At 70.8% G+C, this 19,835-nt stretch carries 21 protein-coding genes; 14 read left to right on the top strand and 7 right to left on the bottom strand.

Features of this window, described 5'->3' with window-relative positions:
* Positions 1–7 precede the first annotated feature (7 nt).
* Genes ACIG5F_RS31105 through ACIG5F_RS31090 form a run of 4 tightly spaced genes read left to right on the top strand, consistent with a single transcriptional unit; the run spans position 8 to position 3,951 of the window.
* The gene (locus ACIG5F_RS31105) at positions 8–1,366 is read left to right on the top strand and encodes an MFS transporter (protein WP_396523461.1); all 1,359 of its coding nucleotides are present in this window, start codon (positions 8–10) and stop codon (positions 1,364–1,366) included.
* 34 nt (positions 1,367–1,400) lie between these two features.
* Entirely contained in the window at positions 1,401–2,558 is a 1,158-nt protein-coding gene (locus ACIG5F_RS31100) for a cysteine desulfurase family protein (RefSeq protein WP_396523460.1), read from the top strand.
* Positions 2,559–2,560: 2 nt separating this feature from the next.
* Positions 2,561–3,631: a tRNA 2-thiouridine(34) synthase MnmA gene (gene mnmA, locus ACIG5F_RS31095; RefSeq protein WP_396523548.1), complete on the top strand. Its 1,071-nt coding sequence runs from the start codon at positions 2,561–2,563 to the stop codon at positions 3,629–3,631.
* Positions 3,631–3,951: an L-rhamnose mutarotase gene (locus tag ACIG5F_RS31090; RefSeq protein ID WP_396523459.1), complete on the top strand. Its 321-nt coding sequence runs from the start codon at positions 3,631–3,633 to the stop codon at positions 3,949–3,951. Before mnmA ends, ACIG5F_RS31090 begins: the two co-directional genes overlap by 1 nt.
* A 3-nt stretch (positions 3,952–3,954) precedes the next feature.
* Here the strand turns inward: ACIG5F_RS31090 and ACIG5F_RS31085 are convergent, their stop codons facing one another.
* The 3 genes from ACIG5F_RS31085 to ACIG5F_RS31075 form a co-directional block, all read right to left on the bottom strand.
* Positions 3,955–4,308 carry a hypothetical protein gene (locus tag ACIG5F_RS31085; RefSeq protein ID WP_396523458.1) on the bottom strand — a complete coding sequence of 118 codons (354 nt, stop codon included), beginning with the start codon at positions 4,306–4,308 and terminating at the stop codon, positions 3,955–3,957.
* Positions 4,305–4,778 carry a hypothetical protein gene (locus ACIG5F_RS31080; protein WP_396523457.1) on the bottom strand — a complete coding sequence of 158 codons (474 nt, stop codon included), beginning with the start codon at positions 4,776–4,778 and terminating at the stop codon, positions 4,305–4,307. Before ACIG5F_RS31080 ends, ACIG5F_RS31085 begins: the two co-directional genes overlap by 4 nt.
* A 72-nt stretch (positions 4,779–4,850) precedes the next feature.
* Complete coding sequence (locus ACIG5F_RS31075) at positions 4,851–5,861, bottom strand: hypothetical protein (protein ID WP_396523456.1); 1,011 nt, start codon at positions 5,859–5,861, stop codon at positions 4,851–4,853.
* Between the two features lie 238 nt (positions 5,862–6,099).
* Here ACIG5F_RS31075 and ngcE point away from each other — a divergent pair, with 238 nt between their 5' ends.
* From ngcE to ACIG5F_RS31055, 4 genes are all read left to right on the top strand, one after another.
* Positions 6,100–7,527: an N-acetylglucosamine/diacetylchitobiose ABC transporter substrate-binding protein gene (ngcE, locus tag ACIG5F_RS31070; RefSeq protein WP_396523455.1), complete on the top strand. Its 1,428-nt coding sequence runs from the start codon at positions 6,100–6,102 to the stop codon at positions 7,525–7,527.
* Between the two features lie 3 nt (positions 7,528–7,530).
* Positions 7,531–8,460, top strand: a complete 930-nt coding sequence (locus tag ACIG5F_RS31065; protein WP_396523454.1) for a carbohydrate ABC transporter permease — start codon at positions 7,531–7,533, stop codon at positions 8,458–8,460.
* A 13-nt stretch (positions 8,461–8,473) separates the two neighbouring features.
* On the top strand, positions 8,474–9,418 hold the full coding sequence (locus ACIG5F_RS31060; RefSeq protein WP_396523453.1) for a carbohydrate ABC transporter permease: 945 nt from the start codon (positions 8,474–8,476) through the stop codon (positions 9,416–9,418).
* A gap of 64 nt (positions 9,419–9,482) precedes the next feature.
* Positions 9,483–9,887 carry a hypothetical protein gene (locus ACIG5F_RS31055; protein ID WP_396523452.1) on the top strand — a complete coding sequence of 135 codons (405 nt, stop codon included), beginning with the start codon at positions 9,483–9,485 and terminating at the stop codon, positions 9,885–9,887.
* Here the strand turns inward: ACIG5F_RS31055 and ACIG5F_RS31050 are convergent.
* Positions 9,874–10,791, bottom strand: a complete 918-nt coding sequence (locus ACIG5F_RS31050; protein WP_396523451.1) for a serine/threonine dehydratase — start codon at positions 10,789–10,791, stop codon at positions 9,874–9,876. The two genes, ACIG5F_RS31055 and ACIG5F_RS31050, sit on opposite strands and share 14 nt — an antisense overlap.
* Positions 10,792–10,861: 70 nt before the next feature.
* Here ACIG5F_RS31050 and ACIG5F_RS31045 point away from each other — a divergent pair, with 70 nt between their 5' ends.
* Positions 10,862–11,755, top strand: a complete 894-nt coding sequence (locus ACIG5F_RS31045; RefSeq protein ID WP_396523450.1) for a LysR family transcriptional regulator — start codon at positions 10,862–10,864, stop codon at positions 11,753–11,755.
* On the opposite strand, the gene ACIG5F_RS31040 is transcribed toward ACIG5F_RS31045, so the two are convergent.
* Together ACIG5F_RS31040 and ACIG5F_RS31035 are read right to left on the bottom strand one after the other, a co-directional pair.
* Positions 11,733–12,956 carry a diguanylate cyclase gene (locus ACIG5F_RS31040; RefSeq protein WP_396523547.1) on the bottom strand — a complete coding sequence of 408 codons (1,224 nt, stop codon included), beginning with the start codon at positions 12,954–12,956 and terminating at the stop codon, positions 11,733–11,735. The two genes, ACIG5F_RS31045 and ACIG5F_RS31040, sit on opposite strands and share 23 nt — an antisense overlap.
* Before the next feature lie 78 nt (positions 12,957–13,034).
* Entirely contained in the window at positions 13,035–13,385 is a 351-nt protein-coding gene (locus tag ACIG5F_RS31035; protein ID WP_396523449.1) for a DUF1304 domain-containing protein, read from the bottom strand.
* A 74-nt stretch (positions 13,386–13,459) separates the two neighbouring features.
* Here ACIG5F_RS31035 and ACIG5F_RS31030 point away from each other — a divergent pair, with 74 nt between their 5' ends.
* Genes ACIG5F_RS31030 through ACIG5F_RS31020 form a run of 3 tightly spaced genes read left to right on the top strand, consistent with a single transcriptional unit; the run spans position 13,460 to position 15,467 of the window.
* Positions 13,460–14,266 carry a heavy metal-binding domain-containing protein gene (locus tag ACIG5F_RS31030; protein WP_396523448.1) on the top strand — a complete coding sequence of 269 codons (807 nt, stop codon included), beginning with the start codon at positions 13,460–13,462 and terminating at the stop codon, positions 14,264–14,266.
* Positions 14,267–14,268: 2 nt separating this feature from the next.
* Positions 14,269–15,075, top strand: coding sequence for a heavy metal-binding domain-containing protein (locus tag ACIG5F_RS31025; protein WP_396523447.1), 807 nt, complete (start codon positions 14,269–14,271; stop codon positions 15,073–15,075).
* Positions 15,075–15,467 carry a hypothetical protein gene (locus ACIG5F_RS31020; RefSeq protein WP_396523446.1) on the top strand — a complete coding sequence of 131 codons (393 nt, stop codon included), beginning with the start codon at positions 15,075–15,077 and terminating at the stop codon, positions 15,465–15,467. The genes ACIG5F_RS31025 and ACIG5F_RS31020 overlap by 1 nt, the downstream gene beginning before the upstream one ends.
* Before the next feature lie 136 nt (positions 15,468–15,603).
* Here ACIG5F_RS31020 and ACIG5F_RS31015 read toward each other — a convergent pair whose 3' ends face one another.
* The gene (locus ACIG5F_RS31015; protein WP_396523445.1) at positions 15,604–16,347 is read right to left on the bottom strand and encodes a 3D domain-containing protein; all 744 of its coding nucleotides are present in this window, start codon (positions 16,345–16,347) and stop codon (positions 15,604–15,606) included.
* Between the two features lie 237 nt (positions 16,348–16,584).
* On the opposite strand from ACIG5F_RS31015, the gene ACIG5F_RS31010 reads away from it, so the two are divergent.
* Entirely contained in the window at positions 16,585–17,616 is a 1,032-nt protein-coding gene (locus ACIG5F_RS31010; RefSeq protein ID WP_396523444.1) for a methionine synthase, read from the top strand.
* A gap of 329 nt (positions 17,617–17,945) precedes the next feature.
* A complete protein-coding gene (locus ACIG5F_RS31005; protein WP_396523443.1) occupies positions 17,946–19,805 on the top strand; it encodes a glycoside hydrolase family 9 protein in 1,860 nt (619 codons plus the stop codon).
* The last annotated feature ends 30 nt before the right edge of the window (positions 19,806–19,835 follow it).

Genomic DNA, 19,835 nt, shown 5'->3' with positions numbered 1-19,835 from the left:
TAACCGGGTGACCGTCACAGAGGGGACCAAAAAACCGAGCGCGCTCTGGGCGCCGGATCGTCGAGCGGCCACCACGGGCTTGCTGCTGCTGGTGACGCTCGCGGCGTTCGAGCAGATGGGCGTGAGCACCGCGCTGCCGACGCTCGTGCACGACCTGCACGGGGAGTCGCTGTACTCCTGGCCGTTCACCATGTTCCTGGCCACCGAGGTGGTCGGGAACGTGTTGGGCGGCCGGTTGTGCGACCGGCGCGGGCCGGCGGCGGTGCTGATGGTCGCGCCGCTGCTGTTCGCCCTGGGCCTGGTCGTCGCCGGCAGCTCGCAGGAGATGACCCAGCTGCTGGTCGGCCGGGCGTTGCAGGGCATCGGCGGCGGGGCCCAGGTCGTCGCGCTGTACGTGATGATCGCGATGGTGTTCCCGGAGCGGGACCGGCCGGTCGCCTTCGGGGCGCTGTCGGCGGCCTGGGTCGTGCCGTCGCTGATCGGGCCGACCGTCGCCGGCCTGATCACCCAGTACCTGAACTGGCGCTGGATCTTCCTGGGGCTGGCCCCGCTGGTGCTGATCGGCTGGGCGCTGGTGGTGGTCGTGCTGCGCCGGCTGCCGGCGTTCGAGCCGTCCCAGACCGGACAACGCCGCCGTGGCCTGCCGGTGGCCGCCGTGGCCGCGGCGATCGGGCTGGCCGTGCTGAGCTGGGCCGGCGACCACCCGGACCTGGTCGGCCTGGCGGTCGTGCTCGTCGGTCTGGCCCTGGTGGTGCCGTCGCTGCGGGTGCTGCTGCCCAAGGGCACGCTGCTCGCGCGGGCCGGCCTGCCCAGCGTGGTGCTGGCGCGAGCCCTGCTCTCCGGCGCGTTCTTCGGCAGCCAGCTCTTCCTGCCGCTGGTGTTGCAGCATGTGCACGGCTTCAGCCCGGCGCTGGCCGGCGTGCCGCTGACCATCTCCGCGTTGGGCTGGTCGGCCATGTCCTGGTGGCAGGGGCGGCACCCCGACATCGCCCGCCCGGTGCTGATGCGGCGGGGTTTCCTGCTCATCACCCTGGGGCTGGTCCTGGTGACGTTCGTCGCACCGGCGTGGGGGCCGCCGTGGCTGGCCGCGGTGGCCTGGGTGTTCGCCGGCATGGGCATGGGGCTGGGCGTGTCCAGCGTGGCGGTGCTGGTGCTGAAGCTGTCCACGCCGCAGGACCGGGGCTTCAACTCGGCGGCGTTGCAGCTGTCCGACCTGTTCGGGCAGTCCCTGATCGTCGGGCTGGGCGGCGTGCTGGTGGCGCAGCTGGGGCCGACGCTGGGCTGGTCGCCGCTCAACGCGGTGCTGGCCCTGCTGACCGTGTTCGGGGCGCTCGTGCTGAGCCGGCGGGCCGCCGGTCATTCGTGAACCGTCACGCGGACGGGCTACCCTTAGTGTCGCGATGGCTTATCTCGACCATGCCGCCACCACTCCCATGCTCCCGCAGGCAGTGGCGGCGATGACCGAGGCGTTGTCCACCTTGGGCAACGCCTCGTCGCTGCACACCTCCGGCCGCCGGGCCCGGCGCGCCGTGGAGGAGGCCCGGGAGGACATCGCCGACGCGTTGGGAGCCCGCCCGTCCGAGGTGATCTTCACCGCCGGCGGGACCGAGAGCGACAACCTGGCTGTGAAGGGCATCTACTGGGCCCGCGACAAGCCACGGGTGCTGGCCTCGACCGTGGAGCACCACGCGGTGCTGGACGCCGTGCAGTGGCTCGGCGAGGACGCCGTGGGCTGGCTGGAGGTCGACTCCCTCGGCCGGGTGACTCCTGAGGTGCTGTCATGCGCGCTGGACGACAGTGTCGGCCTGGTGACGGTCATGTGGGCCAACAACGAGGTCGGCACCATCAACCCGATCCGTGAGCTGGCCGAGATCGCCGCCTGCCGGGGCGTGCCGCTGCACACCGACGCCGTGCAGGCGGTCGGGTCCGTGCCGGTGGACTTCGCCGAGTCGGGGGCGTCCGCGCTGACGCTGACCGGCCACAAGCTCGGCGGCCCGTACGGGATCGGCGCGCTGCTGCTCAAGCGGGACGTCAAGTGCGCGCCGCTGCTGCACGGCGGCGGGCAGGAACGCGACGTCCACTCGGGGACGTTGAACGTGCCGGCGATCGTCGGCTTCGCCGCGGCCGTGCGAGCTTCCGTCGAGGATGACTCGGCGCGCGTGCGGGCGCTGCGGGACGAGCTGGTCGCGGCGGTGCGCAAGGCCGTGCCCGACGCCGTGCTGAACGGCGACCCGGTTGACCGGCTGCCCGGCAACGCGCACTTCACGTTCCCCGGCTGCGAGGGCGACAGCCTGCTGATGCTGTTGGACGCCAAGGGAATCGAGTGCTCCACCGGCTCCGCGTGCACGGCCGGCGTCGCCCAGCCCAGCCACGTGCTGCTGGCCATGGGCGTCGAGCCGGCGGCCGCCCGCGGCTCGCTGCGGTTCTCGCTCGGGCACACGTCGACCGCCGAGGACGTCGCCGCGCTGGGCGAGGCGATCGGGCCGGCGGTGGAACGGGCCCGCAACGCCGGCATCGCCGGCCTGCGACGGCGGTCGGCTTCCAGGGTGAGGATGTGAGCATGCGGGTACTGGCGGCGATGAGCGGCGGCGTGGACTCCGCTGTGGCTGCGGCGCGGGCGGTCGAGGCCGGGCACGAGGTCGTGGGTGTGCACCTGGCGCTGTCGGCCAAGCCCGGCACGCTGCGCACCGGGGCCCGGGGCTGCTGCACCCTCGAGGACGCCAACGACGCCCGGCGGGCCGCCGACGTGCTCGGGATCCCGTTCTACGTCTGGGACTTCGCCGAGCGCTTCACCGAGGACGTGATCGAGGACTTCGTCGCCGAGTACGCGGCCGGGCGCACGCCCAACCCGTGCCTGCGGTGCAACGAGAAGATCAAGTTCGAGGCCTTGCTGGACAAGGCGATCGCGCTGGGCTTCGACGCCGTCTGCACCGGGCACTACGCCCAGCTGTCCACTGTGGACGGTCGGCCGGAGCTGCGGCGGGCCGTCGACGAGGGCAAGGACCAGTCCTACGTGCTGGCCTCCCTGACCGAAGACCAGTTGGCGCACGCCATGTTCCCGCTCGGCGACACCGTCAAGGAGCAGGTCCGCGTCGAGGCCGCCGACCGCGGGCTCGCCGTCGCCGCCAAGCCCGACAGCCACGACATCTGCTTCATCCCCGACGGCGACACCCGGTCCTTCCTCACCAAGCGCCTCGGTGAGCAGGCCGGCGACCTCGTCGACGCCGAGACCGGCGCCGTGCTCGGCCGGCATACCGGCGTGCACGGCTTCACCGTGGGGCAGCGGCACGGGCTCGGCATCGACACCCCCGCCCCCGACGGCCGCCCTCGCTACGTGCTGGCCCTGGAGCCGGTCACCGGCACCGTCCGCGTCGGCTCCGCCTCGAAGCTCGACGTCACCAGGATCGAGGCCGCCGACGAGGTCGTCCACGTCGACTGGTCCGGCCTCGTCGAGTGCACCGCCCAGGTCCGGGCCCACGGCGGCATCGCCGAGGCCGTGGCCGAGGTCGTCGAGGACGGCGTCCGGGTCACGTTGAAGGAGCCCCTCCGCGGCGTCGCCCCCGGTCAGGCCGTCGTGCTCTACCGCGACGACGTCGTGCTGGCCAGCGCCACCATCACCGGCGCCCGCTGATGCGCCGCGTCTGCTTCCTCCTGCGGGTCCGCCCCGACCGCCTCGACGAGTACCGCGAGCGGCACGCCCACGTCTGGCCCGAGATGCGCGACGCCCTCCGGGAAACCGGCTGGGGCAACTACTCCCTCTTCCTCGCCGAGGACGGCCTCCTCGTCGGCTACCTCGAAACCGACGACTTCGACGCCGCCCGCGCCGGCATGCAGGCCCGCGAGGTCAACGCCCGCTGGCAGGCCGAGATGGCCGAGTTCTTCGTCGCCCTCGACGGCAGCCGCCCCGACGAGGCCATGAAGCCCCTGACCGAGGTCTTCCACCTCGACTGAACCTCAGTCGGTGGCCTTGGGGTGTCCGGTGCCGGCGTAGGTGATCCATGCGGTCCGCGTCTGGTCGTCGATCAGGTACCAGATGCGTCCGCCTCCGGTGACCTCGTACTGCCAGCGTTCCAACTCCTGGCCCTTGAAGGCCGCGGTGCCGAGCTTGCCTTTGAGGCGGTGCTGGCGGTCGGGGATGTCGAGGGCGCGCGGCGTGGCGCGAATCCTCTCGTAGGCCCGTCGCAGATTGCCGGCGGCCTGACGGCTGAGGTTTTCCCAGCCGTCGGCGGCTTCGGACGTGACGAAGCGGATGTCGTACTCATCGGCGATCGGGGGTGGTGCGGCGCGGTCTCCGCGTTTCGGACTCACTCGGCCGCCTCGGGGATCGGGGCGGGGCCGAGATCGCCCTCGGGTTCGCGGGTGACGGCGGCCAACAGATCGGGGTCGGCGTGGATCTCCGCGCTGTGGCGCCACTGGGTGAGCAGCAGCGCGATCGGGGCGAGGTTGTCGAGCGCCATCGCGCCCCGTGCCGTGTCGACCAGTTCGTTGATCAAGGTGTCGACGTCTTCGGCGGGCAGGAAGGTGCTCCACGGAAGGGCTTCGGGCAGTGCCTGGCGGAGGGCCTCGATGTTGTCGGTTCGCACCAGCCCGGCCAGCAGGCGCACGGCGAAGTACACGATCGAGGCGTCCCGCTCCATCTGTTCGACGCGCATCAGCGCCAGATCCCCGGCGTCACGCCGGCGCAGTCGAAGCGTGCGGACGACATCGAGTCTTCGCGTGGTGGCGGCGGGGTGGTGCAGCAACTCGCTGAAGGGCACGTCGTCGTACGCTGCGGTCATGACATCTACAGTACCTCGGATGTCGGCGTGGAGGCTATCCACCTCGCCTGACGCCGGCGACCGGGACCCTGGTCAGGCGGTGGCCCACTTCTCCCAGGTCTCCAGCCACACCTTGGTGTCCTCGGGCCGGCCGTCGAGGGTGACGCGCTCCCAGGCCAGTTGGGCGTCGCGGCTGGAGACGGGCTGGCCGAGCACGGCGTAGCGGATGGTCTCGTCGACGGCGAGGTCGGCGAGGCGCTTGTCGGCGAACCAGTCGGCGCGGTCGGCCAGACGGGTGAGCTGGTTGACGATGGAGGTGACGGTGCGGTTGGCGGCCTCGCGGCTGAGGCGGCCGGAGCGTTCGAGTTCCCGCACGGCCCGTTGCCACATGGGGCCGTAGAGGCGGCCGTCGCCGACGCGGCGGCGGGGGAGACGGCCCTCGCGGGCGGCGAGGCGGTGCCGGGACTGGAAGCCGAGGAGCTCTCCGATCAGCGACCGGTAGACGTCGAGCCCGGCGGCGGCGGGCAGGTCGGGCACGGGGCGGCGGCGGTGGGCCTCGATGAGCCGGGCGATCCACTCGCCCCGCCGTTCGAGGTACGGCCGCAGGTCGCCGACGGTGGCCAGGCGCAGGGAGGTGGGGGCCACGCCCCGGGCGACGACGGTGACGACGACGTCGGAGACGGTGAACCGGGCGGTCCACAGCGGCCCCTCCCGGTAGATGGGGCCGGTGAGCTCGACGCCGTCGACGGTGGTGATGGTGTCGGACAGCTCGGCCGGCTCGCCGTCGTCGGGGTCCTCGACGCCGGCGTGGTCGACGATGCGGTTGTGCTCGTCGTCGAGCATGCGGCGCAGCGCCCCGGCGGCCTCGTCCTCGACCGGCAGGGCGGTGTTGATCGACAGGTGCGGACCGCCCTGGGCCAGCGGGTCGCCGTAGGCGAGGGTGATCTCCTCGGCCGAGGAGTCGGACAGCGACGTCAGCACGCCCAGCCCGAGATCCGGCTCGGCCAGGCCGAACACGGGGAAGGACGGTCTGGGCGCGATCTCCTCGGCGTCCCGAAGGGCCGTGCGCCGCAGCCGTGCGATCCACTCCTCGTCCGACTCCATGCTCCCCATCCAACACTCCGGGGCGGCCCTCTCGCGACGAAAAAGTCGCAAACGTTCGCTTCATCCGCCGAACGGACGCGTGGAGCGAGCATCGGACACGAGAGCGTCACGATGTGTAGGTCACTGCGACAAGGTCCTCCCCCCGCGCTGTGATGGGCGTTACGGTCACTGGTCTGGACCGGGTCGGGGCCGGTTCAACCAGGGACAACCGTCCACCTGACCAGCAGGGGGAAGATCAATGCCCAACCCTTCGGGTTCCGAATTCTCTCGCCGCCAGCTGCTCCAGCGGGCCGCGGCGCTCGCGGTGCTGGCCGGCCCCGCGGCCGGCGTGCTCAGCGCGTGTGCGGGTGGTGGTGGCGGCAGCGCCGCCCAGACCGGAGCCAAGAGCGCGACCAACCCGTTCGGCGTGGTCGCCGACGCCCCGCTGGACGTGGTCATCTTCGACGGCGGTTTCGGCAAGGACTACGCCCAGTACGACCTCAACCTGTACACGAAGGCGTTCCCCAGCGCGAAGGCGGCGCTGAGCGCCACCCAGAAGATCTCCGACCAGCTCCAGCCCCGCTTCGCCAACGGCACCCCGCCGGACGTGATCGACGACTCCGGCGACAACCAGATCAAGCCCGGCACCCTGGTCGACAGCAACGCGCTGACCGACCTGGGGCCGCTGCTGGAGGCGGCCAGCTACGACGACCCGAACGTGAAGGTCAAGGACACGCTGCTGCCGGGCGTGCTGACCGTGGGCACCTACAACGACAAGGTGTACCTGCTCAACTACAGCTACACGGTCTACGGCATCTGGTACAACAAGAAGCTGTTCGACAGCAAGGGCTGGACCCCGCCCAAGACCTGGGCCGAGTTCAAGACGCTGGCCCCGCAGATCAAGGCCGCCGGCATCGCGCCGTGGGTGCACGCCGGCAAGTACCCGTACTACCAGGGTGTGCCGCTCATGGACTGGGTCGGCAAGGCCGGCGGCAACCAGGTCCTGATCGACATCGACAACCTCAAGCCCAACGCCTGGCGGGTGGACGCGGTCAAGAGCTCGGTGCAGGCCGTGTACGACCTGGTGCACAACGGCTGGGTGCTGCCCGGCGCCGAGGGCATGACCCACATCGAGTCCCAGCAGGCGTTCCTGGACGGCAAGGCCGCCTTCATCCCGGTCGGCAGCTGGTTCGAGAACGAGATGCGCAAGACCATCCCCCAGGGCACCGAGCTGACCCTGGTCCCGATGCCCGACCTCACCTCCTCGGACAAGCTGCCCTACGGCACGCTGCGGGCCGAGGCCGGCGAGCCGTTCGTGGTGCCGGCGAAGGCCAAGAACCCGGCCGGTGGCCTGGAGTTCCTGCGCATCATGCTGAGCAAGGACGCGGCCAAGAACTTCGCCCAGGCCACCAGCTCGCTGTCCATCGTCAAGGGCTCCGCCGACAGCGTGACCAGCTCGACCGCGCTGACCTCGGCCAACAAGGCGGTGCAGGCGGCCGGCACGAACCTGGTGACCTACCGCTCGGTCACCGACTGGTACCCGACCCTGATCAACGAGTGGCAGGCGGCCACCGGCGAGCTGATGGCCGGCCGCTTCACCGCCGACCAGTGGATCGACAAGGTCCAGGCCGCCGCGGACAAGGTCGCCGCCGACAGCTCCATCACGAAGTTCCACCGGGACAAGTAACCGATGAAATATCGCAGTCTGCCCTTCGTCGCGGGCTTTCTGGTCATCCCAGTCGTGCTGTACGTGGTCTACGTGATCTCGCCGTTCGTGCAGACGCTGTTCTACTCGTTCACCGACTGGGGTGGCCTGTCCGACACGCAGAACTTCGTCGGCATCAGCAACTACGTGCGCATCCTGCAGGACGACATCTTCATCAAGGCCGTCCTGCACAACGCGTTCCTGCTGGTGCTGATGCCCGTGACGACGATCCTGCTGGCGCTGTTCCTCGCGTTCATGCTCAACGTCGGTGGACGTGGGGACAGCGCCGGCATTCGGGGCGTGCGTGGCTCCAGCGTGTACAAGGTCGTGCTGTTCTTCCCCCAGGTGCTGTCGGTCGCGATCATCGTGGTGCTGTTCCAGTCGGTGTTCCGCACCGACGGCCGCGGGCTGCTCAACGCGTTCCTGATCGCGCTGGGCCTGGAGGACCCGAACAAGCCGGTCCAGTGGTTCAACAGCCCCGACCTGGTGCTGTGGTGCCTGCTGGCGGTCATGGTGTGGAGCGGGGTCGGCTTCTACATGGTGCTGTTCTCGGCGGCCATGCAGTCGATCCCCAAGGAGATCTACGAGGCGGCGCTGCTGGACGGCGCCACCCGCGGGCCGACGTTCTTCCGCATCACGCTGCCGCTGCTGTGGGAGAACATCTCGGTGGCCTGGGTGTACCTGGGCTTCATCGCGCTGGACGGCTTCGCCCTGGTCACCGGCCTGACCCCGGAGTCGGGCGGCGGCGGCCCCAACCACGCCAGCGAGCTGATCTCCAACGTCCTGTACCGGACCGCGTTCACCCAGGGCAAGTTCGGCGTCGCCTGCGCCATGGGTGTGGCGCTGGCGGTGTTCTCGCTGCTGCTGGCCATCGTGCAGCTGCGGGTGACCCGACGCGATCGCATCGAGTTCTGAGGGGGAGGACTTCATGCCACAAGAGCTCGTCGCGGTCGCCCTGGCCACCGCCGACACCGAGCCACCCGAGCAGGCCAAGCCGCCGCGCGGCTCGTTCGGCGTGGTGAACTTCTTCTCCCAGGGCTTCCTGCTGCTGTGGGCGGCCATGGTGGTGCTGCCGCTGCTGTGGGCGGTGATGTCCTCGTTCAAGACGGACAAGGAGATCCTGACCAGTCCGTGGTCGCTGCCGGCGTCGCCGCAGTGGGACAACTTCGCCCGCGCCTGGACCACCGGCCACATCGGCACGTTCTTCCTGAACACGGTGATCGTGCTGGCCGGCGGCGTCACGATCACCATGGTGGTCGGGGCGATGGCGGCCTACGTGCTGGCCCGGTACTCGTTCCCGGGCAACCGGATCGTCTACTACGCCTTCGTGGCCGGGCTGACGCTGCCGGTGTTCCTGGCCCTGGTGCCGCTGTTCAAGATCGTCGGCAACCTGGGCACCATCCCGGTGATCGGGCCGTACCTCGGGCTCAACTCCTACCTGGGCCTGATCCTGGTGTACGTGGCGTTCTCGCTGCCGTTCACCGTGTTCTTCCTGCACTCGTTCTTCCGCACGCTGCCCACCGAGATCGCCGAGGCCGGGCTGCTGGACGGGGCCGGGCACGCGACACTGTTCGCCCGGGTGATGCTGCCGATGGCCAAGCCCGGCCTGATCAGCATCGGCATCTTCAACGTGATCGGCCAGTGGAACCAGTACCTGCTGCCGCTGGTGCTGCTGCAGCCCCAGTCCAGCTTCGACACCGACCACTCGGTGCTGGCCGAGGGCCTGCTCAACCTGGCCGTCACCCAGGGCTACAAGTCCGACTGGTCGGGCCTGTTCGCCGGCATGACCATCGCCATGCTGCCGATGCTGGCGATGTACATCGTGTTCCAGCGCCAGGTCCAGGCCGGCCTGACGGCTGGAACGCTCAAGTAGCTGCAACCGTGGAGGCTGCTCGCACCGTCCTTCAGACATGCGAGCAGCCTTTGTGGTTCTTGGGATGTCAGCGATCCTCGTCGCCGGCTGTGGCTCGCGTCTGCCACCGACCTCGCCGCCGGCCCAGACGGCCCCGGCCCAGACCAGCTCCGCCTGCCAGGCGCCGGCGCGGATCACCATGGCCGACAACGGTCACAGCGTCTGTGCCACGGTCGGGGCCAAGTTCACGGTCGAGCTGCCCGACGACGGCAAGGGCCACTGGTCGGCCATCGTCAGCGACTCGGACGCGGTGGACACGCTGCTGCTCACCGGCTCGCCGCCGATCAGCGGCACCCAGGCCGACTTCATGGCCCGGCACAAGGGAACGGCCAAGCTCACCTCCAGCCGGCCGGTGTGCCCGACCACCACGCCCGGCGGTCTGACCTGCAAGTCCTTGCAGGGCTTCACCGTCACGGTCACGGTGTCGTAGTCCAGTCGCTGTTGGCGCCGCAGAGCACGATGCACGGCAGCTGCGCCGGCGCCCGGTCGGCGAGCCAGGCCGCGAGCGGCGCCGCGGCGGCCGGCTCGACCGCCAGCCGGCACTCGTCCCACAGCAACGCTTGCGCGGCAACGATTTCCGCGTCGTTGACCAGCACCGATCGGGTGCGCGGCGAGTTGAGGATGGCGAACGGCCGGTCGCCGAGCCGGCTCGCGCCCAGGGCGGAGGTGGCGACGGAGTCCTTCACCTCGGTGTCCACCGGCCGGCCCGCGGCCAGCGCGGCGTGCAGGGCGACGCAGGCCTCGGGTTCCACCGCGACGGTCGTCCGGTCGCCGATCGCCAGCGCTGTCCCGGCGGCCAGCCCGCCACCGCCGACGGCGACGAACACTGCGTCCACCTCGGGCGCGTCGGCGACGATCTCGGCGCCCATGGTGCCCTGGCCGGCGATCACGTCCCGGTGGTCGTAGGCCGGCAGGTACCGCTCTTGTGGCCCCACCGCCGCCATGGCCGCCTTCGCGGCCTCGGCGTAGGTCGCCCCGTGCCGGACCAGCTTGGCCCCGGCCGCCTCGATCCGCCGGGCCTTGGCCTCGGGGACCGACTCCGGCACGTACACCGTGGCCGGAAGATCGAGCAGACTGGCGGCGGTGGCCACGGCCAGGCCGTGATTGCCGCCGGAGGCGGTGACGACCCGGGTCGGCCGGTCGCCGCGCGACAGGGCGTTCACCGCGCCGCGCAGCTTGAACGAGCCGCTGAGCTGGAGGTGTTCGAGCTTCAGCACCACCGGCCGGCCGTCCAGCGACGTGCGCAGGACGGGCGTGCGCCGGGCATAGGGGCGGATCGTCTCGGCCGCGGCGGCCACGTCGTCGACGGTCGGCAGGTCCACGAGCGTTGTCATGCCCCCAACCCTGACCCCGGCGGGCCATAATCGCCAGCGAGGATCGCAGAGCCGACTTTAGGAGCGCTTAATGCTCGACCCGGCCCGGCTGAGGGTGCTCGTGGAGATCGGGCACGCCGGCTCGATCACCGCGGCGGCCGCTCGGCTGGCCTTCACACCCTCGGCGCTGTCGCAGCAGCTGGCCAAGCTCGAACGGGAACTGGGCTGCCGGCTGGTGGAGCGCGGCCCGGCCGGCGTCACCCTGACCAAGCAGGGCGAAGTCCTGCTGCGCCACGGCGAACGCGTGCTGGGCGAGCTGCGGGACGCCGAACGGGCCGTGCGGGCGGCCATCGAGGCCGAGCCGGAGTCGCTGGCCATCGGCACCTTCTCCTCGGCCGGCAAGGTGCTCGTGCCGGAAGCCCTTGCCGCGCTGCGGGAACGGCACCCGCGAGCCCGACTGTCCCTTGTGGACATGGAGCCGCCCGACGGCTACGGCCTGGTCACCTCGCGGGATCTCGACGTGCTGATCACCCACCGGTACCCGGGCGTGATTCCGCCCGCCGACAACGGTTTGCACCGCAGGCGGCTGCTGGCCGACCCGCTGCGGCTGGTGCTGCCGGCCGGCCACCCGAGGGCTGAGGGCCGGGTCGCGTTGAAGGACCTGGCCGGCGAGGACTGGATCTCGGGCGCGCACGGCATTCCCAACCGGGTCTGCCTGGAGTTTCTGGCCGAACAGACCGGAATCCGACCGCATGTGGCCTACGAGACGCGGGACTACGAGGTGACTTTGGCCCTGGTCGCCGCCGGCCTGGGCATTTCGCTGGTGCCGGTGACGGTGCTCGGCGACGTGGACTGCGACCGGCTGGCCGTGCGCCCGCTGGCCGGGATCAGGCCGGCACGGGAGATCTTCGTCGTGCACCGCAAGCGGCCGCCGCGGCTGGTGGCCGAGCTGGTCGGGCTGCTCACGCCGGATCGAGCAGGCTGACCACGCGGTTGCGGCCGCCGCGCTTGGCTTCGTACAAGGCGTTGTCCGCGGCCAGCAGCACCTGCTCCAGCACCGCGCCGGCCGTCGGGTGCACGGACACGCCGATGGAGGCGGACAAGGCGGAGATGGCCGCGCTGCCCTCGTCGACGGTCAGGTCCGCGATCGCGGTCCGGATCCGCTCCGCCACACGGATGGCGTCGGGCAGCGCGGCCCCGGGTAACAGCACCACGAACTCCTCGCCGCCGAACCGGCCCACCGCGTCCACGTCGCGGACCTGCTCGCACACGGTGTCCGCGACCTCGCGCAGCACCGCGTCGCCGACCAGGTGCCCGTGCGTGTCGTTGATCCGTTTGAAGTGGTCCAGGTCGATCATCAGCACGCCGAAATCGGCCCCCCGGTCCAGCTCCCGGGCGGCGGCGTCGTGCCAGGCCACCGAGTTGAGCACGCCGGTCTTGTGGTCGGTGGTGGCCGCCTCCTCGAACTGTCGCATGAGGACACCCCGGTGCAGCACCACGATCGGCAGCACCACCAGCGGCACCAGGTAGACGTGGGCCATCAGCACGATCGCGGTCAGCGCGCCCAGGCACAGCGTGGCCAGCTCCAGGGCGTTGACGTCCCAGCCGCCGAACAGCTCGCGGACCGTGAGATCGGGATAGCGCAGCTTCAACGCGATCGTCACCAGCGCGCTGTTGGTCGCGAAGAACACGGCCATGGCCGCCACGATGGCGACCAGGCCGCGCAGGTCACGGTCGAGGAACGGCAGCCCCGCGTTGACCGCGGCCATCACCGGGCGCACCGGCAGCACCGACAGCACCACCGTGGTGGCGGTGTAGATCACCCGGTGCGCCGGCCGGCTCTCCAGCCGCCGCCAGATCCGTTCCCACAGATGGCCGAAGATCAGCACCGTCAGCGTGACGGCCAGCCCCTGCGGCAGGTCCACGGCGCCGGCGAAGATCCACACCGACGTCATGTTCACGTGCACGGTGCTGGCCAGGAAGCGGCGCTGCCGCTCGGTGCGCCGGGACAGCTCGGCCTGCGCGATCCCGACCACCAGCAACACCCCGAAGCGCAGCCAGTCGCCGGCCGCCGGGGTCCGCCCGGGTAAGAGGAACGGCAGCACCACCGCCACCAGCTCGACCACGACGGTGAAGGCGATGAGCCCGGGCGACAGACGGCGGATGGCCCACTGCGCCGGCCGCACCAGCAACGCCCCGCCACCCCCTCCTCCTGTCCCGGCAGTATCGCCGGAGCCGGCCGGGTGTGCCAGCGCCGAACGCGCTCAACCGGCCAGCAGAACGAACAGCAGGGCCAGCGCCCCCGGCAGCACCTGCACCAGAAGGATGCGCCTGGTGGCTGTGAACGCGCCGTAAACGCCGGCCACGATCACACAGGCGAGGAAAAAGATCTCCGCCGGGCGGCTGCCGATCAGCCCCCAGATCAGCCCGGCGGCCAGGAAACCGTTGTAGAGGCCCTGATTGGCCGCCAGCGCCCTGGTCTGCTCGGCCAGCTCGGCCGACACGCCGAAGGCGGCCCGGGTGCGCGGCGCCGTCCACAGGAACATCTCCAGCACCAGGATGTAGACGTGGATCAGGGCGACCAGCGCGACCAGGACATTCGAGACGATGAGCATCGCGCCAGTCTGCTGGATCACGTTGCCCTCACGCCTGGCAGTGACACGATGGAGGGAGGACGAGGAGGTCATCGATGCACGGGTTGCCCCCGGCCGCCGTCGAACGACTGGCCCGGGCCGCGCGCTCCGGCGTGCGGACCTCGCTGCTGTCCGCGCCCTCGGCGGCCGGCATCAAGTCCGTCGGTCTGGAACCGGTCGGCGAGGTGATGGGCTGCGTGGTGCAGAGCATGGCGCCGCGCCAGCTGACGTACTTGCCGGCCTACAGCTACAACATCGCCGGCATCGCCCAGCCCTTCCTGGACGCCCTCAACACCGGCTACGCCACCGCGCTGGGCCGGCTGCGCGAGGAGGCCAAGGCGCTCGGCGCCGACGGCGTCGTCGACATCCGGCTCAGCACCAGCGACATGGGCAGCGGCGAGGAGTTCCTGGCCATGGGCACGGCCGTGCGGGCCCAGTCCAGCCGCCGGCCGCGGTCGCTGTTCACCACCGACCTGTCCGGCGGCGACGTGGCCAAGCTGATGCAGAGCGGCTGGGTCCCCGTGCACGTCGAATGGGCCGGCGACGCCCACGCCGTCTACATCGGCGCCAACACCCAGCTGCAGACCTCGTTCTACGCCGGCAACACCGAGGTCGACTCCTACACCGCGCTGATCAACCGGGTCCGGGCCGGCGCCCGCCGCCGGTTCCACGACATGGTGAGATCCGCACACGCCGACGGCGGCATCGTGTCCGACATGGCACTGTCCACCTGGAAGCCCGGCGAACAGCTCGTGGCCGCCCTCGCCGTCGTCTACGGCACCGCCATCGCCCAGTTCCACGCCGACGGGCCCGCCCCGGCCCGCACGCTGACCGTCATGCCGCTGCGTCGGCAGGGAGAGTAGTGATGACCACCGTCGACGGGATTCCCGAGGACGCCATGCGGCGCCTGGCCGAGATGAAACCCGGCCAGCAGACCTCGCTGTTCACCTCCGACCTGAGCGTCAACGAGTTCCTGCTGGTGCGGGAGGCCGGATTCCGCCCGCTGGGCATGGTGCTCGGCTCCAGCATCTACCACGTCGGCTTCCAGTTCGGCCGGTGGAGCAAGAACCAGGAGCTGGAGGTGCTGTCCAACGCCATGTACCACGCCCGGGAGCTGGCCATGACCCGGATGGAGGCCGAGGCCGACGTGCTCGGCGCCGACGGCATCGTCGGCGTCCGGCTGGAGATCGAGTTCAAGGAGTTCGGCAGCGACCTGGCCGAGTTCATCGCCGTCGGCACCGCGGTCAAGGCCGACGAGCCCGGGCAGTGGCGCAACAACACCGGCAAGCCCTTCACCTCGGACCTGTCCGGGCAGGACTTCTGGACCCTCGTGCAGGCCGGCTACGCCCCGCTGGGCATGGTCATGGGCACCTGCGTCTACCACGTGGCCCACCAACGCTTCTGGCAGGCGCTGGGCAACGTCGGGCAGAACGTGGAGATCCCGCAGTTCACCGAGGCGTTGTACGACGCCCGGGAGCTGGCCATGAGCCGGATGCAGGCCGAGGCCGAAGCGTTGCAGGCCGAGGGCATCGTCGGCGTGCAGCTGCTGTCGCTGCCGCACCAGTGGGGCGGGCACACCACCGAGTTCTTCGCCATCGGCACCGCGGTCAAGCCGCTGCGGGCCGACCACACCATCGCCAAGCCGCAGCTCGTGCTGCCGTTGGTGGACTGATGGCCGACAACATGTGGGACACCCACCTCGTGGTCGCCGCGCTGAAGGCCGACCGGGCCGACGTCGAGTCGTACACCCGGGTGCTCACCGAGACCCTCGGCGACGCCCTGCCCGCCGGCATGGTCGAAGTCGAGCGCAAGCGGGGCCTGTTCGGCCGGGGCGGGCAGGCCACCTCCGTGGTCGTGCGCACCCCCGACCGGCACCTGGAGCTGCGGGCAGCCAAGCACGGCGGCGTCGAGGCCGAGATCCGCCAGGTGGTGCGGGGCGTGGTCATCAGCCGCCGCCAGGTCGGCGTGGACGAGTGGCTGGCCGTGTTCGCCGAGGTCCTCAACGGCATCGCCGCCCAGGACGCCGCCGCCCGCGAAGCCCTCACCCGTCTCTTCGGCTCCTGACCAAGATCAAGGGACCGATCCTCTCGTTCAACGCCAGGAAGGGCCCCTTCACAACGGTCGACGTCATGATGGGGCCCTTCCTGACGTCCAACGCCCGAAAGAGTCCCTTCACCGCCTTCGTTAAGCGAACCGGGTCTCAGCTCACCACGAGGTTGAGGCGCTGGATTCCCCAGTCGTTGGCCTGGTTGCCCGGCAGCCACACGTCCACGATGTCGTCCTTGATCCAGCTGCCGATGTCGGCCGCGTAGCAGCTGCCGTAGCCGGGGACGGTGAATCTGGTGCCCCACGGGATGTTCCGGGCGTCGACCGCGCAGAAGCCGGGGCCGGCGTTGTAGCCCAGCGCCGTCTGGCCGGCGTCGTTGTAGGAGGTGACGCGGTAGTTGAGCACCGTGCCCTTGGGCAGGGACCACGCCGCCAGCTTGTTGTCGGCGCCGACCCGGTAGGAGGTGGAGATCTGTCCGATGGACGGCTCCGAGCCGCTGGCGTCCCTCATGGCGTAGATCTGGTAGTTCGCGTTCTGGCACGGGCTGGCGTCGGTGACCGTCAGCGTCGGCTGGCCCCAGTCGCTGATCCACTGCAGCGCCTGGCCGTTGCGGAAGGCCCGGTAGGCCACCGCGCCCGGCACCCGGTTGAAGGTGAAGGTCACCGCGGTGCCGGAGACCCCGCCGCTGACGCCCGACGGCGCCGGCAGCCGGCCGCTGACGTCGACCGGCGGGACCAGGGTCCCGGGGCCGTGTCCGCCGGTCACCGGACGGTCCGGGATCGTGCCCGTGTAGAAGTGCTGACACGCGGGGAAGGCCGTCGCCGCTTGCGCGGGCGCGGCCGCCACCGCGATCGAGGTGATCATCATCGCGGCGGCGAGCAGGATGGAGGAGCGCATCGTGGAGCCTCTCTGCGGCAGGGGTGCGGAGAGACGGACAGCGGGGTGGTGTGGGAGCGAGGGCGCGTCACGCTCCCACACCACGGCTGCCGCCCACTTGAGGCGACCCTCCGCTCTACGCGGCGGGCGGCCCGGTGGGTTCACGTCGTACCCAGACCGTAAGTGGCCTAGACCACAACGTCAATGGGTCTAGACCTTTTTCGGGGAGTTCCCCACAAGACGAAAGACTGGTGAACCGTGGAGAACGCACCTTGGCCGCAGGCCGCCGCGACCGGCAACGGATCCCTGCCCGGGACCGACCCCGGCGAGGCCAACCGGGTCGTCGCCGGCGAGCTGCCCGACCTGCCCCACCTGGCCGAGCTGCCGGCGCGCGGCGTCGGCGCCGACATGATCGGCCGGTCCGCCGGCCTGCTCGTCGACCTCGCCGTCGAGGTCGTGCCCTCCGGCTACCGGGTCGCCGCCCGCCCCGGCCGTGACCACCGCCGGGCCGTCGACCTGCTGCGCTTCGACCTCGACGCCTTCCAGGACGCCGTCGAGGACGCCAAGCCCGCCGTGGTCAAGGTCCAGGTCGCCGGTCCGTGGACCCTCGCCTCCCTGGTCGAGCTGCCGCGGGGCCATCGAGTCCTCACCGACCCGGGGGCTCTCCGGGAGTTCGCCGCCTCCCTGTCCGAGGGCATCGCCGCCCACGTCGCTGAGGTCGCCAAACGGACCAGTGCGAACGTCGTGGTGCAACTGGACGAGCCCATGCTGCCCTCCGTGCTGCGGGGCATGCTGCCCACGCCGTCCAAGCTCGGCCACGTCGCCCCCGTCCCCGAGCCCGAGGTTCGTGAGCTGCTCGGCGCCGTCATCGAGGCCGCCCGTCGGGCCACCGGGCAGCCCGTCGTCGTCCACTGCTGTGCCGACGAGCCCCCGCTGCGCCTCATCCGCGCCTCCGGCGCCGACGCCCTGGCCTTCGACCTCACCCTCCTTCGCCAGGCCCCCGCCGCCGTCCTCGACGAGATCGGCGAGACCTGGGACGACGGCGCCGTGCTGTTCCTCGGCCTGGTTCCCACCACCGCCCCCGCCCAGCCCGTCACCCTCAAGTCCCTCGCCCAGCCCGCCTTCGAGCTCGCCGACAAGCTCGGCTTCCCCCGCTCCCGCCTCGCCGAGCGCGCCCTGCCCACCCCCGCCTGCGGCCTCGCCGTCGCCGACCACACCTGGGCCCGCCGCGCCATGTCCCTGTCCCGCGACCTCGCCAAGGCCTTCGTCGAGCCCCCCGAAACCTGGTGACCAGCGCTTTCCCCGTTGTCCACAGGGGCTGGGTTATCCACAGCCACCCCGCTCCCAAGATCGACTCCGCCCACCGCTGAGTAGGCTGGCAGCGGGGCGGCCTCCCCTGGGAGTGGTGGGGGCTGGGGTTGGTCGGTGCATGCCCGGCCATGGCTTTCGGGATCTGGTGCGCTCGCCCCCAGTGGACCCGGGCGGGCCTCAGGGTGGGTTGGTCCGGACGATCTCTTGACCGCGGGCGGAGTGTGACGTAGCTTTCATCTCAACAAATTAGGATACTTTATTAACTGTTTTGGGCTCCGCCGCCACCGGCCCCTGCACCGGAGGACCCCATGAGAGTTGGAACGGCAGCGATCGCGGTGCTGGCCGCGGTGGCATCGGTGAGCTTCGCCGTGCCCGCGGAGGCGGCGACGACGGCGCAGATCAGGGTGGACCAGGTCGGCTATGCGACCGGGGAGGCGAAGGCCGCCTATCTGATGGGCACGTCCTCGAATGCCGGGGCGTCGTTCTCCGTGGTGGACGCCGGCGGCAAGTCGGTGCTGACCGGCAAGGTGGGCGCGAGCACGGGCAAGTGGAGCACGGCCTACTCGGCGGTCTACCCGATCGACATCTCGGCCCTGAAGACGGCGGGCACCTACCAGGTCAAGGTCGGCAGCACGGTGTCGCCCGCCTTCAAGGTGGGCACGGCGGCGAGCCTGTTCTCGCCGGTGGCCGACGACGTGGTGAAGTTCTTCCAGGTGCAGCGGGACGGCTCGGACGTGATCCCGGGCGTGCTCAACCGCAAGCCGAGCCACCTCACCGACAAGACCGCGTCGGTGTACACCGTGCCGACCTTCACCGGTGACGACACCATCAGCAGCACGATGTCCAAGACCGGGGCGACGATCGACGCCTCGGGCGGCTGGTTCGACGCGGGCGACTTCCTGAAGTTCACGGAGACGACCTCGTACGCGGTGACCAATCTGCTGCTGTCGGAGCGGGCCCGCCCGAGCGCCTCCCTGAACGCCGAGGCCCAGTATGGCCTGGACTTCCTGAGCAGGATGTGGGACGCCAAGAACGGCGTGCTGTACGCGCAGGTGGGTGTGGGCGGCGGCAGCAGCAAGGAGAACTTCGTCGGCGACCACGACGTCTGGCGGCTGCCGGAGGCCGACGACAAGCTGAGCGTGAAGGCCGGCGACGAGAACTACTACATCAAGTACCGCCCGGTGTTCGCGGCCAACAAGGCGGGCCAGAAGATCAGCCCGAACCTGGCCGGCCGGGTGGCGGCGGCCTTCGCCGTGGCGGCGCAGAACCTGGCCGCCACCGATAAGGCGAAGGCGACCCAGTACCTGGGCACAGCGGCCGCGGTCTACGGCCTGGCCGACACCGCCGGCGGCAGCATCGTCTCGGCCTACCCGCACGGCTACTACCCGGAATCCTCCTATCTGGACGACGTGGAACTCGGCGCGACCGAGCTGGCGCTGGCCGGCGCCGCGCTCGGTGACAATCGGGCCGGCGGCTGGGCCACCGACGCCGGCAAGTGGGCCAAGGCGTACCTGGCCAGCAGCGACCGGGGCACACTCAACGTCTACGACACCAGCGCGCTCGGCCACGCCGACCTGATCAAGGTGCTGCGCCAGGCCAACGCCCCCAAACTGGACGTCACCGAGGCGCAGCTGACCGGCGATCTGGCCCGGCAGTTGTCCGACGGCGTGACCGAGGCGGCCAAGAGCCCGTTCCGCACGGGCGCCTCGGTCACCGACTTCGACGTGGCCAGCCACAGCTTCGGCTTCGTGGCCACCGCCCTGCTCTACGGCCAGCTGACCGGCAAGCACGACTACGACGCGTTCGCCACCCAGCAGCGCGACTTCGCCCTCGGCTCCAACGCGTGGGGCACCTCGCTGGTGGTCGGCGTCGGCAGCACCTTCCCGCACTGCATGCAGCACCAGGTGGCCAACCTGGCCGGCAGCCTGACCGGCGGGACCAAGGTGGCGGTCGGCGCGGTGGTCAATGGCCCGAACAAGGCCAGCCTGTTCACCGAGATCGACAGCCTTCCCGACGGCGGCAAGTCCTGCGGCGTCACCTCCTTCAAGACCTACGACTCCAGCACGTCGCGCTACATGGACGACGTGCGCACCTGGCAGAGCTCGGAGCCGGCGATCGACTTCACCTCGACCGCCGCGCTCGCGTTCAGCCTGACTGCGGCAGGCTGACGGCAGGGAAGAGAGGCCGCCCGGTCCCCA

Origin of the sequence: Kutzneria sp. NPDC052558 (assembly GCF_044547355.1) — a bacterium.
Lineage (GTDB): Bacteria > Actinomycetota > Actinomycetes > Mycobacteriales > Pseudonocardiaceae > Kutzneria.
Note: the sequence above shows the minus strand (reverse complement) of the source record. Positions and strands in the feature narration are given on the sequence as shown.